General features: G+C 70.4%; 13 protein-coding genes and 1 tRNA gene. 10 read left to right on the top strand and 4 right to left on the bottom strand.

Going from position 1 to position 15,006, the window contains the following annotated elements:
- Positions 1-10: 10 nt before the first annotated feature.
- A tRNA-Leu gene (locus tag H9Y04_RS05750) sits at positions 11-93 on the bottom strand.
- 105 nt (positions 94-198) lie between these two features.
- On the opposite strand from H9Y04_RS05750, the gene H9Y04_RS05745 reads away from it, so the two are divergent.
- Together H9Y04_RS05745 and H9Y04_RS05740 are read left to right on the top strand one after the other, a co-directional pair.
- Entirely contained in the window at positions 199-858 is a 660-nt protein-coding gene (locus tag H9Y04_RS05745; RefSeq protein ID WP_187812561.1) for an ANTAR domain-containing response regulator, read from the top strand.
- 374 nt (positions 859-1,232) lie between these two features.
- Complete coding sequence (locus H9Y04_RS05740; RefSeq protein WP_187812560.1) at positions 1,233-2,081, top strand: serine hydrolase; 849 nt, start codon at positions 1,233-1,235, stop codon at positions 2,079-2,081.
- Here the strand turns inward: H9Y04_RS05740 and H9Y04_RS05735 are convergent.
- On the bottom strand, positions 1,969-2,859 hold the full coding sequence (locus H9Y04_RS05735) for a DUF4184 family protein (protein ID WP_187812559.1): 891 nt from the start codon (positions 2,857-2,859) through the stop codon (positions 1,969-1,971). The genes H9Y04_RS05740 and H9Y04_RS05735 overlap by 113 nt on opposite strands.
- A gap of 243 nt (positions 2,860-3,102) precedes the next feature.
- On the opposite strand from H9Y04_RS05735, the gene H9Y04_RS05730 reads away from it, so the two are divergent.
- From H9Y04_RS05730 to pgfA, 3 genes are all read left to right on the top strand, one after another.
- Positions 3,103-4,776, top strand: a complete 1,674-nt coding sequence (locus H9Y04_RS05730; protein ID WP_187812558.1) for a lytic transglycosylase domain-containing protein — start codon at positions 3,103-3,105, stop codon at positions 4,774-4,776.
- A 178-nt stretch (positions 4,777-4,954) separates the two neighbouring features.
- On the top strand, positions 4,955-5,089 hold the full coding sequence (locus H9Y04_RS05725) for an SPW_0924 family protein (protein WP_107407016.1): 135 nt from the start codon (positions 4,955-4,957) through the stop codon (positions 5,087-5,089).
- 13 nt (positions 5,090-5,102) lie between these two features.
- On the top strand, positions 5,103-6,110 hold the full coding sequence (gene pgfA / locus H9Y04_RS05720; protein WP_187812557.1) for a cell envelope lipid trafficking protein PgfA: 1,008 nt from the start codon (positions 5,103-5,105) through the stop codon (positions 6,108-6,110).
- Here the strand turns inward: pgfA and hrpB are convergent, their stop codons facing one another.
- Positions 6,111-8,717, bottom strand: coding sequence for an ATP-dependent helicase HrpB (gene hrpB, locus H9Y04_RS05715; protein ID WP_187812556.1), 2,607 nt, complete (start codon positions 8,715-8,717; stop codon positions 6,111-6,113).
- A 324-nt stretch (positions 8,718-9,041) separates the two neighbouring features.
- Between hrpB and H9Y04_RS05710 the strand changes: the two genes are divergently transcribed.
- Positions 9,042-10,031, top strand: coding sequence for a glycoside hydrolase family 6 protein (locus tag H9Y04_RS05710; RefSeq protein WP_187812555.1), 990 nt, complete (start codon positions 9,042-9,044; stop codon positions 10,029-10,031).
- A 2-nt stretch (positions 10,032-10,033) separates the two neighbouring features.
- Here the strand turns inward: H9Y04_RS05710 and H9Y04_RS05705 are convergent, their stop codons facing one another.
- Positions 10,034-10,861, bottom strand: coding sequence for a class I SAM-dependent methyltransferase (locus H9Y04_RS05705; protein WP_308800906.1), 828 nt, complete (start codon positions 10,859-10,861; stop codon positions 10,034-10,036).
- Between the two features lie 347 nt (positions 10,862-11,208).
- Here H9Y04_RS05705 and rpsA point away from each other — a divergent pair, with 347 nt between their 5' ends.
- The 4 genes from rpsA (at position 11,209) to H9Y04_RS05685 (ending at position 14,931) form a co-directional block, all read left to right on the top strand.
- Positions 11,209-12,717: a 30S ribosomal protein S1 gene (gene rpsA / locus H9Y04_RS05700; protein WP_187812554.1), complete on the top strand. Its 1,509-nt coding sequence runs from the start codon at positions 11,209-11,211 to the stop codon at positions 12,715-12,717.
- Between the two features lie 169 nt (positions 12,718-12,886).
- On the top strand, positions 12,887-13,825 hold the full coding sequence (locus H9Y04_RS05695; RefSeq protein ID WP_187812553.1) for a PAC2 family protein: 939 nt from the start codon (positions 12,887-12,889) through the stop codon (positions 13,823-13,825).
- A gap of 107 nt (positions 13,826-13,932) precedes the next feature.
- Positions 13,933-14,535 (top strand): dephospho-CoA kinase, encoded by a 603-nt coding sequence (coaE, locus tag H9Y04_RS05690; RefSeq protein WP_187812552.1) that lies wholly within the window; start codon positions 13,933-13,935, stop codon positions 14,533-14,535.
- A gap of 12 nt (positions 14,536-14,547) precedes the next feature.
- Positions 14,548-14,931, top strand: a complete 384-nt coding sequence (locus H9Y04_RS05685; protein ID WP_187812551.1) for a DUF3592 domain-containing protein — start codon at positions 14,548-14,550, stop codon at positions 14,929-14,931.
- Positions 14,932-15,006 lie beyond the last annotated feature (75 nt).

Below are 15,006 nucleotides of genomic sequence, written 5' to 3'. Positions count from 1 at the left end.
CTTCTGCTTGTGCCCGGTGTGGGATTCGAACCCACATGCCCTAAGGCACGGTGGTTTGAGCACCGCGAGTCTGACCAGTTCCTCCAACCGGGCAAGTCAGGGAGGCTGCCGGGAAGTGTACCGGGTCATCGCAGCTCAGCGCAGCTAGGTAGGCTGCAGCCAGCAGTACCTGCCAGGCCCGGCCCCAGAGGAGCCCCCGTGACCGCCCCCGAGTCGCCCCAGCCCGTCGCAGAAGACGACGACAAGGCACACGTGCCCCCGCTGACGACCCGCGTCGTCATCGCCGAGGACGAAGCGCTCATCAGGCTCGACCTGAAAGAGATGCTCGAAGAAGAGGGCTACACCGTCGTGGGCGAGGCGGGCGATGGCGAGCAGGCCATCGAGCTTGCCCGGGAGCACAAGCCCGATCTCGTGATTCTCGATGTGAAGATGCCGAAGCTGGACGGCATCAGCGCCGCGGAGAAGATCACCGAGGAGTCGATCGCTCCGGTGCTGATGCTGACGGCGTTCTCGCAGCGCGATCTGGTGGAGCGTGCGCGGGACGCGGGTGCGATGGCGTATCTGGTGAAGCCCTTCAGCAAGGGTGATGTGGTGCCGGCGATCGAGATGGCCGTGTCGCGGTACACGGAGCTGAAGACGCTGGAGAAGGAGGTCGCGGACCTCACGCTGCGTCTGGAGACGCGGAAGCTGGTGGACCGCGCGAAGTCGATTCTGCAGACGGAGTACGGGCTGTCGGAGCCGGCTGCGTTCCGTTGGATTCAGAAGACGTCGATGGATCGTCGGCTGAGCATGCAGCAGGTGGCGGAGGCCGTGATCGAGGATGCCGAGGAGAAGAAGGCGGCGAAGGGCGGCCAGTAGTCCCCGGGCTCACCTTCCGGGCCTGCCCGTAGTGCGAGGCCCCGGGCCCTGCCTGTGATGCGGGGCCTGGGCGTACCGCCCGATCGGCCCTCACTCAGACGGCCCTCGCAGTCAGGCCTGACTGCGGGCGTCCCGGCATCGTGGCGGGCATGGGTCTTCACATACGCACGCGCCGTACGCTCACTCGTCAGGCCATTCGTCGCCGTCATGGCGTGGCCGGTGGCGGGCGGCATTGGCGTCCTGCGGTTGCTGCCGCGGTGGCTTCTGCGCTGATTGCTCCGATAGCTGCGGCGGCCGATGCGAATGCTGTGCGTCGGGGTGCTGCGATAGCGCCGGCTTGTCGTTCTGCTCGTGATCCGGGTCTTGCCGCTCGTATGTCGAAGGACATACGGGCGGCTTTGTCGTCCCGGGCGGGTGGTGGCACGGTGTCGGTGGCGGTGCATGACGATGCGAGTGACTTGTGGTGTGCGGTGGATGCGAATCGGCCTTACGACTCGGCGAGCATCGCCAAGGTGTTGATCATGGAGACGGTGCTGTGGCGGGCGGAGCAGTGGCGTCGCAAGCTCACCGGGTGGGAGGCCCGTCGTGTCCCGCCGATGATCCAGGTCTCGGACAATGGTTCGGCTTGGCAGCTCTGGCAGGATCTCGGGCCCAGTCGTATCGAGCGTTTTCTGAGCAAGGCGCGGGCGACCTCGACCGTTCCGGGCCCGAATGGTCTGTGGGGTCTGACGCGTACGACGGCGTTGGATCAGATGCGGTTGCTGGGTGTGCTGACGGAGGCGCGGTCGTTTCTGCGGTCGCGTGGGTATGGGCTGGAGCAGTTGCGGAAGGTGCGTGCGGATCAGCGGTGGGGTGTGCCGTCGGGGATGGCGAAGGGTGTCACGGCGCATGTGAAGAACGGGTGGCTGCCGCGGGCGACGCATGGGTGGCGGGTGCACAGTGTGGGTGCGTTCACGGGGGCGGGGCGTACGTATCGGATCGTGGTGCTGAGTCATGACAATCCGTCGAAGGCGCAGGGGGTGCGGACGATCGAGCGGGTGGCGCAGGTGGTGCATCGTGCGTTGAACAAGGGGCGTGCCGGGGGGCAGGGGTTGACGCCGTTGAGTGAGATCAGTGAGGAGTCGGACGGGTCGGTTCCGCCGGGTGCGGATCCTGCTGGTCCGCCGTGTGAGGATCCGTCCGGCCCGTCGCGTCAGGACCCGTCCGGTCCGGCCGCACCCTGACTGCTGTCGCGTACAGGAGGAGTCCGGGGACGAGTCCTGCGCCGGCGCCGAAGCAGAGGGTGGGGATGATTTCCCAGGGTTTTCCGGGCATGCCGCCCCAGTGGTCGAGCCAGCGTGCGGTGCGGTGGGCTGCTCCGAGGAGGACGCATGTGCCGATGAGGGCGAGTGCGCCGAGTCGGGCGCGGTGGGTGAGGTGCGGCAGGGTGTCGGTGGGGGCGGCTTTGGTTCTGCGCAGGGCCGAGGTGGTGAAGCAGGTCACGGCGAGCAGGGCGAGTGCGGAGCCGCCGTATTGGAGGTACCAGAAGAGGGGTTGTCCGGCGATGTTGTCGTCGAGTGCGGGCAGGAGTTCGCTGCCCCAGCGGTCGTGGTGGGTGAAGGCGTCCCATACGGTGTGGGTCGCGGCGCCGAGGACGGCGGACAGGTAGGCCCACAACAGCAGGGGGCCGCGCGGGCGTTGGTGCCATGTGCGTCCGCGGAGGAGTCCGAGTGCGCGTCCTTGCCAGGTGTGGGGCAGCAGGGCGATGACGGGTTCGCGCAGGAGCAGCCATGCCGCGACGAGGAGTGCGGTGATGGCGGCGTCCGCGGTGAGGACGCCGGGCCAGGAGTGGGTGAAGGTGCCGAATTCCATGGCGCCGGGCAGCACGCTTGCCGCGAAGTAGGTGAGGTCGGGGGCGAAGGAGCCCGCGATCATCGCGGAGGGCAGCAGGGGTCCGCGCCCGGTTCCGTCCCTGCGTACCAGGGGCAGTACGGCGGCGGCGTGGCTGAGCGTGAACGGCAACGGTGCTCCTGGGGCGGGCGGGTGGCGGGCACATGGCGGGCGTGTATGCGTACGGGGACATCTTGATCGACGGTGGAAGGTGCCGTGCGGCCGCGGTGAACTTTCCGAGTGCACACACATAGCCATCCGGTCATAAACCGGACAGCAACCTGTTTCTGCGCAAGGGAAGTTGTCGTAGGGTCGCGTGCGTTGGCGCGTGGGGAGCGCGCGCCGGGTGGGAACTGCAGGAGGGGAACCGTAGGCATGCGAGCGCTCTTCGGTAAGCGGATGCGGAAGACAACGGCAGCGGCCGCGGTGGCCGCGGCGGCGTTCGCCGCCCTGTCCGCCTCGCAGGCGCCCGGCGTCACGGATGTTCCTTCGGGTGGGCGTCAGTCCACGGGGAAGGTCGAGGCTCCCGATTCGGCGAGTGGCGACGACTCGTACTACACGGATCTGCCCGATCTTGTTTCGCCGGATGTCGACAGCCCGGGTGACTCCGTCGAGGCCGATACGTCGGGGATACCGGAGACGGTTCTCGATGCGTACAAGAAGGCCGAGAACGCGCTGCGCGGCGACAATCCGGGGTGCAACCTTCCGTGGGAGCTGCTGGCGGCGATCGGTCAGGTCGAGTCGGGGCACGCGCGCGGTGGCAAGGTCGATGCGAACGGCACGACCAACGCGCCGATTCTGGGCCCGCAGTTGAACGGCAACGGTTTTGCGAACATCACCGACACCGACGGCGGTGTCTATGACGGTGACACGGTGCACGACAAGGCTGTCGGCCCCATGCAGTTCATTCCGCAGACCTGGGCGACGTGGGGTCAGGACGGCAACGGGGACGGCCGGGAGGATCCGAACAACGTCTATGACGCGGCGCTCGCGGCCGGCAAGTATCTGTGTGCCAACAACCGTGATCTGTCGAAGGCCGCGGATCTGCGTGAGGCGATCCTGAGCTACAACCACTCCACGGACTATCTCGATCTGGTCCTGAAGTGGCTGGAGAAGTTCCGCAAGGGTGTCGACACGGTGCCGGACGGCACGGGCCGTGAGCCGGGCAACCGCAGTGACGACGACATTCCGGACCCGGACCCGACGCCGGGCCCGACGTCTCCGGGTGCCACGACCCCGCCCTCCGGCGGCGGTGCGACCACGCCGCCCCCCACCACTCCGCCGACGACTCCGCCCACGACGCCCCCGACCACTCCGCCGACGACGCCCACGCCGGTGACCGTCGCCCGGCTGGTCAAGAGCGGTGGCCCGTTCACCGCCACCGAGGGCACCGCTTTCGCGAGCAGCCCGAAGGTGAAGGCGGCCACGTCCTCCGGTGCCGGGGTGCCCAAGCAGGCGGTGCGGTTCGCGATCGTCGGCAGTACGCAGGCGACGTTCGCCGACGGGTCGAAGTCGGCCGTCGTCACCACCGACATCTCCGGTTTCGCGACCGCGCCCAGGATCCTGGCGGGGGAGCAGCCCGGGGAGTTCGTCATCCGCGCCACCACCACCGAGGGCAGCCGGGTGATCACCGCGGACTTCTCCGCCACGGTCACGGCCCGTCAGGCCGACGCGCTGACGAGTGCCACGGCCACGCTGACCGGTGCGCCGGGTGCGGCGTTCGCCGAGACCGTCGAGGTGAAGGCCACGCTGGACGGTGCGGCCGCGGCGGGTGTCAAGGTCACCGCCACGATGATCAAGAATGCGGAGGGCGACCCCAACGACGCCGGTCCTTATTTCAAGGACGCCGACGGCAAGGTCATCCGGACGCTGACGCTCACCACGGGCGCCGACGGCACGGTGAAGGTGCCGGAGATCTACGCGGACGACACGGCCGGTACGTACACGCTGCGTCTGCTCGCGAACGGCGGCGGCAAGCTCGACATCGAGCTGAAGGTGGCGGCCGCGGAGTCGCCTTCGCCTTCCCCGTCGCCGAACCCCACTCCGTGAGGCCGTGCGGCCCCGCTCGGTGACGCCGTAGCGCGTCACACAACTTCACACGCGTCACCGCACCGCCCCTGAACCGAATCCCGGATCAGGGGCGGTGCGACGTGTTCTCATCTCGCCCCCGCGTTGCTACGGTGCCCCAGCCCTGACGCCGTATCAGATTCTGGGAGGGGGGCCGGATATGCGCGCTCTGATAGCCGCCGGGATCGGTCTCGCCGTAGCGCTCGCCCTGGTCCTCACCATTTCCTCGATGGAGGCGCCGCCCGGCAAGACCTCGCCGAAGCCGTTGCTCACCACCGTTCCCAAGCACCCGTAGGGAGGCCGCTGCGATGCGCCGCAAGGCCAGCTTGATCCTTCTCGGCTTCGCCGTGTTCTTCGCGGCCCTCTCGCCGCTGATCCGTTTCTACGCGTTCCCGCGCCTGGCGAAGGTGCCGGCGAACCAGTACCAGATCATGGTCCTGGAGGCGAAGGGCGCGAGCATCTACCAGGTGGGGAAGGGGGTGGTGAAGACCGACCTGTCGATCGTGCAGACGCTCAAGGGCAATGTGGAGGAGTCCGAGAAGATCGAGGAGACGGCCGGCAAGGACGTCGTCGTGTGGGACGGCCTGTCCTACGCGCAGGACTCCGACGGCAACATGGTCACCAAGATCCCCGAGCGCTACATCTTCGACGCCCACTCCGCGGAGCCCGTGCATGCCACCGGCGAGATGGCCGACAAGCAGCCGGTCAAGCGCGAGGGCCTGGAGTTCAAGTGGCCCTTCCTCACCGAGAAGCGCGACTACAAGTACTTCGACGCGCGCAGCCGTTCGACCAACACCATCTTCTTCAAGGGCGAGCAGAACTTCCGTGGCCTCGACGTCTACTACTTCGAGCAGACGATCCCCTGGCGGAAGGTCGACTGGCCCAGCACGATGCCCGGCGGCATGGAGATTTCGCCCGAGGTCCTGAAGAACAGCAAGACGGAGATGTGGTACACGACCGTGCGCAAGTTCTGGGTCGATCCCACCACCGGCGCGCCCGTTTACGGCGAGGAGATCCACAAGGAGGAGATGCGCGGGGGTTCGCTCCTGGTGGCCATGGCCCCGGGCAAGGACAAGCTCACGGTCTTCGACGGGCATGTGAAGATGCGCGAGGACTTCATCAAGTCCACGGTGGATCTGGTCAAGTCGCAGCGTCAGCTGGTGCTCGCGATGACCACGTACATTCCGTGGGGCTTCGGGTTCCTCGCCTTGCTGTTGCTGTCCCTCTCGCTGTGGCTGGAGGCCCGCAGCCGCCGTCCCGACGGTCCGGAGCCTTCGGGTGACCGCGAGCCGGAACCCGAACCGGCCGGGGTCTGATCAACTCTCCCTGCGCAGGCGGGCGTTGGTGAACTTCGTGGGTGCTGCGCCCGCCGGGTCCTGCGGCCACGGGTGCTTGGGGTAGCGTCCGCGCAGCTCGGCCCGTACCGCCTGATAGCCGGAGTGCCAGAACGAGGCGAGATCGGCCGTGACGGCGGCGGGCCGGCCCGCGGGCGAGAGCAGATGCACGAGTACGGGCACGCCGGCGACCTCGGGTGTCTCGGCGAGCCCGAACATCTCCTGCAACTTCACGGCGAGCACGGGCTGTTCGGGGTCGGTGTAGTCGATCCGTACGGACGAGCCGCTCGGCACCGTGAACCGTTCGGGTGCGAGCTCGTCGAGCCGTGCGGCCTCACCGGTCGCCCACGGCAGCAGCCGGGTGAGCGCCTGCCCGGCGTCGATCCGTGCGAGGTCCGCGCGGCGCCGCGCCTTCGACAGTTCGGGCTCGAGCCACTCGTCCGCCCGCGCGAGCAGCGCCGTCTCGTCCACGGCGGGCCAGGGCTCGCCCAGCTGCCGGTGCACGAAGGCCAGCCGCCGCCTCAACTCCTGTGCCTTCTGCGGCCACTTCAGGAGTACGGTGCCCTCCGCGGCCAGCCCTTCGAGCAGCGCCTGCCGTACGAGAGCGGGGTCGGGGTCGCCGAGCGGGCGCACCCGCAGCTCGATCGCGCCGAGCCGGTCGACCCGCCGCGCGACCACGTCGCCGTCGGTCCAGCCGACCTCGGCGCCGCTGCTGTACAGCGGTGCGGCGGCAGCACGTGCGGTGTCCTCGTCGAGCACCGCCCCGAGCCGTACGCGTGCGTGCGCGGAGCCGACAGGCCGGTCGGCGACGGCGACGGCGATCCATTCGGAGCCGAACAGCGGGGAGCCGTCGGGGAGTTCGGCCGCCGTGCCGGAGGCCATGAGGTAGGCGCCGGCGCCCTTGGAGCGGGCGATGCGCTCGGGGAAGGCGAGGGCGGTGACGAGGGCGGGGGCGCGGTCCTCGGCGGTCGGCGCCGACAGGCGGGCCGACGGCGGGTTCGGTGCGGTCGCGGGGGAGGGGCCGGCCTCCCGGCCGTCGCCCTGTCTGCCGAGCGCCGAGGTCAGCCGGCGGGTCTCCGTGCGCCACCGGGCGCCGTACGCGTCGCCGCCGCGGCGGGCCGCGCGCAACGCGCCCGCGAGGTCGTTCCCGTACTCACGTGGCGGCTCCTCGCTCAGGAGCGCCACCACCTCGGCCGCCGTCCGCGCGCCGAGCTCGCGCGCACCGTCGAGTAGCGCGCGGCCCAGGCGCGGATGCAGGCCCAACCGGGCCATCCGCAGGCCCCGTTCGGGCACCCGGCCCGCCGGATCGAGCGCACCGATCGCCGTCAGCGAGTGGCGCGCCGCGGCCATCGCGCCGGCCGGCGGCGGGTCGAGCAGCGCGAGCCCGGAGGCGTCCGGATCGCCCCAGCAGGCGGTCTGCAGGGCGAACGCGGTCAGATCCGCGACCTTGATCTCCGGCGCGGGGAACCTTGCAAGACGCCCGTCCTCGGCCTCGTCCCAGCAGCGGTACACCGCACCGGGCGCCTCACGCCCGGCCCGCCCCGCACGCTGCCGCCCGGCCGCCTGCGACGCCCGTACGGTGGTCAGTGCGCTCAGGCCGCGCGCATGGTCCGTACGCGGCTCGCGGGCGAGCCCCGAGTCGACGACGACCCGCACGCCCAGGACGGTGAGGGAGGACTCGGCCACGGCGGTGGCGAGAACGACCCGGCGCCGCGTCCCCGGGGAGAGCACCGCGTCCTGCACGGCGGCAGGTGCACGGCCGTGCACCTGCAGCACGTCCACGTCCCCGAGACCGCCCAACTGGCCTGCGACACGGGCGATTTCACCGACGCCGGGCAGGAAGCACAGCACGTCGCCGGTGCGTTCGGTCAGGGCGCGGCGGACGGTGGCCGCGACATGGGTGAGCAGGGCGGGGTCGACGCGCATGCCGTGCGGGGGACGTACGGGGCGGGTGGGTGGTGCCCAGACGATCTCCACGGGGTGGGCGGTGCCCTGCGCCTCGACGACGGGGGCGGGCTCGGCTGCTCGGCTGCCTCCGTCGCCTCCGTCGCCTCCGTCGCCGAGGAGGCGGGCCCAGCCCTCGGCGTCGGTGGTCGCCGAGGCGGCGATCAGGCGCAGCTCGGGACGGAGCGTCTGCCGTACGTCGAGGAGGAACGCGGCGACCGTATCGGCGTCCAGATGCCGTTCGTGGCACTCGTCGAGGACGACCACGTCCACGCCGCTCAACTCCTGGTCGCGCTGCAGACGTTGCAGCAGCACGCCGGTGGTGACCACCTCGACGCGGGTGCCGCGTCCGACGTTCCGCTCGCCGCGTACCGTGAAACCGACGCTCTCGCCCACCTGCTCGCCGAGCAGCCAGGCCATCCGCCGTGCGGCGGCGCGCGCGGCGATCCTTCGTGGCTCGGCGACGAGGACGCGGCGGGGCTCTCCTTGGCCCAGGAGCCCGGCGAGGGCCAGCGGTACGAGGGTGGTCTTGCCGGTGCCGGGCGGGGCGCACAGGACCGCGGTGCCGCGGGTGTCCAGCGCTGCCTCCAGGGTGGGCAGGGCTGTGCGGACGGGCAGCTCGGCGAGGGCGTCGGTGCGGATCACGGGGTCCAGTGTGGTGGACGGGCGCGGGGCGGTGAGGGTGCGGGTGGGTGGGCGCCTGCGGCGGGCTTTCTCCCCCACCCCGCCCCTTCCCGAAACCGGGGCTTCGCCCTGGACCCCGCATCCGAGCTTCGCTCGGATCTGCTCAATCGCCGCAGGGGCTGAATACCCAGCCCCGCCGGCGATTGAGGCCGAGCGCGTTCAGCGCGAAAAGGGGGGTGCAGGGGGCGGAGCCCCCGCTGGCCCACCCATCCGTGGGGACTCCGCAAAGGGGGTCCGGGGCGGAGCCCCGGTTTCGGGAAGGGGCGGGGTGGGGGAAAGAAACGCATGCTCAACCGCGCCCTCACCGCCCCCGCACTCCTGGCGGCACTCCTCACGACCGGCGTGACCACACCCGCCGCGGCCCAGGACCCGCACCCCTTCTGGGTGGACCCGCAAAGCGCCGCCGCCCGCCAGGCCGAAACCTGGCAGCAGGCCGGCCGGATCGAAGACGCTCGGCAGATGCGCCGTATCGCCGAGCAGCCCACCCCCACCTGGCTCGCCGACGCCGACCCCACCTTCGGGATCGAACGCGCCGTACGGGAGGCGGACGGGCGCACCGTCCTGCTCGTCGCCTACCGCATCCCGCACCGCGACTGCGGCCAGTACTCCGCGGGCGGCGCGGAGAGCGGACCGGCCTACCTGCGCTGGATCGACCGCTTCGCCGCGGCGATCGGCGACGCCCCGGCCCTCGTGATCCTCGAACCCGACGCGGTCCCGCACCTGCTGGACGGCTGCACCCCGGCCCGCTTCCACGACGAACGCGTCGATCTGCTCACCAAGGCGGTCGACCGGCTCAAGCAGCAGCCCCGCACCAAGGTGTACCTGGACGCCGGCCATCCGGCCTGGGTGCCCAACCCCTGGCGGATGGTCCCGGCCCTGATGCGCGCCGGAGCGGCCCGCGCCGACGGCTTCGCGCTCAATGTGTCCAACTTCCGCGCCGACGCCGAGGTCATCGCGTACGGGAACACGCTCGGCGAACTCCTCGGCGGAAAGCACTTCGTCATGGACACGAGCCGCAACGGCAGCGGACCGCCGCCCCCGGGCCTGGCCGAACCCTGGTGCAACCCGCCGGGCCGCACCCTCGGGCGCACCCCGACGACCGCGACGGGCCATCCCCGTATCGACGCGTTCCTGTGGATCAAGCACCCGGGCGACTCCGACGGCGCCTGCCGCGGCGGACCGCCGGCGGGGAACTGGTGGCCCGACTACGCCCTGGACCTGGCCCGCCGCCCGGACAAGGCCCCGGGCTCCCGTACGGAAAAGCCGGCCCCGTGACCTCAGTCGCGGTCGCAGACGAAGATCGCCGTGCCCGGGATCAGTGAGCCGCGCAGCGGGGACCAGCCGCCCCACTCCTGGGTGTTCCAGTCCGGCCACTCCGGCTCGACCAGGTCCACCAGGCGCAGGCCCGCCGCGACCACGTCCCGTACGCGGTCGCCGACGGTGCGGTGGTGTTCCACGTACACGGCGTGACCGCTGTCGTCCTGCTCCACGTACGGCGTGCGGTCGAAGTAGGAGCCCGAGACGGACAGGCCCTCGGGGCCGGGCTCGTCGGGGAACGCCCAGCGGATGGGGTGCGTGACCGAGAACACGAAACGGCCGCCGGGCCGCAGCACCCGGCGCACCTCGCGCAGGACGAGGACGGGGTCGGCGACGAAGGGGAGTGCGCCGTACGCGGAGCACGCGAGGTCGAAGGTGCCGTCCGCGAACGGCAGCGCCCCCGCGTCCGCCTCCACCAGGCCCACGCCCTCGGCCCCGATCCGCAGCGCGTGCTGGAGCTGGCGGTGCGACAGGTCGAGCGCCACCGGGTGCGCACCCTGCGCGGCCAGCCAGCGCGAGCACTGGGCGGCGCCCGCGCCGATCTCCAGGACCGCGGCACCCTTCAACGACGAGGCGGGACCGAGCAGCCGGGCCTCCGCCTCGTCGAGGCCCTCGGGGCCCCAGACGAAGCGGTCGTCCCCGAGGAAGGCCCCGTGATCGCTCTGGTACTCGTCCGCGTTCCGGTCCCACCAGCCGCGGTTCGCGCGGCTGCTCTCGGCTGCGCCGGCGTCCCGTCGCGTGGCCACGGCGTCGTCGTATAGGGAAGCGTCTGCTGCTGACTCTTGGATGGTGGGCTCCCGCGTCGTAAGGTGCGGGCCAGCGGGACCAGAGCTACCCCGGTGGCCTCGTGCGACAGTTCTTGTGCCGGGAATGCGGCGATCCGCCCCGGGTGTGCGCCTTCGCGCATTGACCCTGCCCGGCAGCCCCCGTATGCTACAAGTTGCGCTGCGAGCCTGCGTGCCTCGGACAGAGCAGGCTGCGCTCGCGTCTGTTGTATGTCCCCTCGGTTGTCGAGGCGCCACGGACCTGGTTCCGGATAGGCGCTTCCTAGGCTGTCCGGCTTCTGCAGAGCGAAACGGGCTCCCGGCGTAGCAGTACCTACGACTTCCATGCCCGTACCGGAGCCCTTTCCCACATGACGAGCAGCACCGAGACCACCGCCACCACGCCGCAGGTTGCGGTCAACGACATCGGTAACGAGGAAGCTTTCCTCGCCGCCATCGACGAGACGATCAAGTACTTCAACGATGGTGACATCGTCGACGGCGTCATCGTCAAGGTTGACCGGGACGAGGTTCTCCTCGACATCGGTTACAAGACCGAAGGTGTCATCCCGAGCCGCGAGCTCTCGATCAAGCACGACGTCGACCCCAACGAGGTCGTCGCCGTCGGTGACGAGATCGAAGCCCTTGTTCTCCAGAAGGAGGACAAGGAAGGCCGCCTGATCCTCTCGAAGAAGCGTGCCCAGTACGAGCGCGCCTGGGGCACCATCGAGAAGATCAAGGAAGAGGACGGCATCGTCACCGGTACCGTCATCGAGGTCGTCAAGGGTGGTCTCATCCTCGACATCGGCCTCCGTGGCTTCCTCCCGGCCTCCCTGGTCGAGATGCGCCGCGTTCGCGACCTCCAGCCCTACGTGGGCAAGGAGCTCGAGGCGAAGATCATCGAGCTGGACAAGAACCGCAACAACGTGGTCCTGTCCCGCCGTGCCTGGCTGGAGCAGACCCAGTCCGAGGTCCGCCAGACGTTCCTCACCACCCTGCAGAAGGGTCAGGTCCGCTCCGGCGTCGTTTCCTCGATCGTCAACTTCGGTGCCTTCGTGGACCTGGGTGGCGTCGACGGTCTCGTCCACGTCTCCGAGCTCTCCTGGAAGCACATCGACCACCCCTCCGAGGTTGTCGAGGTCGGCCAGGAAGTCACCGTCGAGGTTCTCGACGTCGACATGGACCGCGAGCGCGTCTCCCTGTCGCTCAAGGCGACCCAGGAAGACCCGTGGCAGCAGTTCGCCCGTACGCACCAGATCGGTCAGGTCGTCCCGGGTAAGGTCACGAAGCTCGTTCCGTTCGGTGCGTTCGTGCGCGTCGACGAGGGCATCGAGGGTCTGGTCCACATCTCCGAGCTGGCCGAGCGCCACGTGGAGATCCCGGAGCAGGTCGTCCAGGTCAACGACGAGATCTTCGTCAAGGTCATCGACATCGACCTCGAGCGTCGCCGGATCTCGCTGAGCCTCAAGCAGGCCAACGAGTCCTTCGGTGCCGACCCGGCGTCGGTCGAGTTCGACCCGACCCTGTACGGCATGGCCGCGTCGTACGACGACCAGGGCAACTACATCTACCCCGAGGGCTTCGACCCCGAGACCAACGACTGGCTCGAGGGCTTCGAGACCCAGCGCGAGGCCTGGGAGACCCAGTACGCCGAGGCGCAGCAGCGCTTCGAGCAGCACCAGGCGCAGGTCATCAAGTCCCGCGAGGCCGACGCCCAGGCCGAGGCCGAGGGTGCGGCGGCTCCGGCCGGCGCCGCTCCGGCCGCCGGTGGCCAGGGTGGCGGTTCGTACTCCTCCGAGGGTGCGGACAATTCCGGTGCGCTCGCCTCGGACGAGGCGCTTGCCGCGCTCCGCGAGAAGCTCGCGGGTGGCCAGAGCTGACGCTCTGCCCCTAGGCGGTAGTTGATCGCCGGTGAGGCCCGCATCCCCTTCGGGGGATGCGGGCCTCGCTGCGTTTTCGGGCCTTCCGTGGCGTGGACGTACGGGTGTTGGGGAATGCCATGCGGGGCGTGGGCGTTCTTGCGTACGAACACAAGGAGGAACGGTCACTGTGGTTGACGCGCAGAGTTTGTACGAATGGGATGCCAAGGGTCTCGCCGTGGCCGACATGGCGCTGGCGCAGGACTCGGCCGGACTTGTGATGCTCTACCACTTCGACGGCTACATCGACGCGGGCGAGACCGGCGAGCAGATCGTCGACGAACTCTTCGAAGCACTGCCCGGCCAGGTCGTGGCGCGCTTCGACCACGACCGGCTCGTGGACTACCGCGCCCGCCGCCCGCTGCTCACCTTCCAGCGCGACCAGTGGGTGGACTACGAGGAGCCCGCCATCGAGGTGCGGCTGCTGCAGGACGCCACCGGAGCGCCGTTCCTGGTCCTTTCCGGGCCGGAGCCGGACGTCGAGTGGGAGCTGTTCGCGCAGGCCGTCGGCGAGGTCGTCGAGCGGCTCGGCGTACGGCTCGCGGTGAACTTCCACGGCATTCCCATGGGCGTCCCGCACACCCGCCCCGTCGGCCTGACCCCGCACGGCAACCGCACCGACCTGGTGCCCGGACACCGCAGCCCCTTCGACGAGGCGCAGGTGCCCGGCAGCGCGGCGGCCCTTGTCGAGTACCGGCTGATCCAGGCCGGGTTCGACGTGCTCGGCGTCGCCGCGCACGTGCCGCACTACATCGCACGGTCCGCCTACCCCGATGCCGCCCTGACCGTCCTGGAGTCGATCACCTCGGCCACCGGCCTGGTGCTGCCCGCGATCGCGCACGCCCTGCGCACCCAGGCGCACCGTACGCAGAACGAGATCGAGCGCCAGATCCAGGAGGGCGACGAGGAGCTCGTCTCCATGGTCCAGGGGCTTGAGCACCAGTACGACGCGGCGGCCGGCGCGGAGACCCGCGGCAACATGCTCGCCGAGCCCGTGGAGATCCCGTCCGCGGACGAGATCGGGCGGGAGCTCGAGCAGTTCCTGGCGGACAGGGACGGGGACAAGTAGGCGGGGCAGGGGCGAGCACGAGCGGCCGCGACAAGGACGCGTAGGGGTTTCGCGTACGTCCCGGGGGCCCTGGGCACACAGTGAACTCAGGGCCTAAGCTCTCGCTCATGCTGAAGGTGGGTCTGACCGGCGGAATCGGCGCCGGCAAGAGCGCGGTGTCACGGCTGCTCGACGCGTACGGCGCCGTGATCGTGGACGCCGACCGGATCGCCCGCGAGGTGGTCGAGCCCGGAACTCCCGGCCTGGCCGCGGTCGTCGAGGCCTTCGGCGAGGAGATCCTCGCGCCGGACGGCACCCTCGACCGGCCACGCCTCGGCTCCATCGTCTTCGCCGACCCCGAGCGGCTCGCGCAGCTCAACGCGATCGTGCACCCCCTCGTGGGCGCCCGCTCGGCGGAGCTGGAGCGTGCGGCCGCCGAGGACGCGGTGGTCGTCCATGACGTACCGCTGCTCGCCGAGAACTCCCTCGCGCCGCTCTACGACCTCGTGGTCGTCGTGGACGCCTCGCCCGAGACCCAGCTGGACCGTCTCGTACGGCTGCGCGGGATGACCGAGGACGACGCACGCGCGCGGATGGCCGCGCAGACCACCCGCGAGAAGCGGCTCGAGATCGCCGACATCGTGATCGACAACGACGGGCCGCTCGACCGTCTCGAGCCCCGGGTCCGAGCGGTCTGGGAAGAGCTGCGGACGCGCGCGGCGCGCGGCTGACGGGGCGCGGACGTGGTCGTGTTCGCCGCGCTCACCTCGTTCGGCGGTCTGGTCGCGCTGCTCGCCGGTGCCTACGGGCTCCGGCAGACCCGCCGCATAGCGGCCTCGGGACAGGCCGTGAACGCGCTGGTCAAACCCGCGCCGCACGGGGCGCAGCGGCCGCTCCTGCAGTTCGAGACGCTCGACGGACGGGTCATGGAACTGCCCTCGCCCGTGCCGCCGAACCGGCGCACACCCCTGCTTCCGGGCACCGAGGTACGCCTCGCCTACGACCCCGCCGACCCCCGCGACACCGTGCTCCTGGGCGGCGAGCGGGTGCTCCTGGACCGGACGTTCATCGCGGCCGGTGCGGCCCTCGTGGTCCTCGGCGCGGTGCTCGCCGTCACGCTGGGCTGAGCAGGCGCTGAGCGGCGGCGCGTATGGGGTGTGCGGCGCCGGGGCAGCCTTACAACTCCGGCGGGGTCCTGCACA

It is taken from the genome of Streptomyces polyasparticus (assembly GCF_014493765.1).
GTDB classification, from domain to species: Bacteria; Actinomycetota; Actinomycetes; order Streptomycetales; family Streptomycetaceae; genus Streptomyces; species Streptomyces polyasparticus.
Note: the sequence above shows the minus strand (reverse complement) of the source record. Positions and strands in the feature narration are given on the sequence as shown.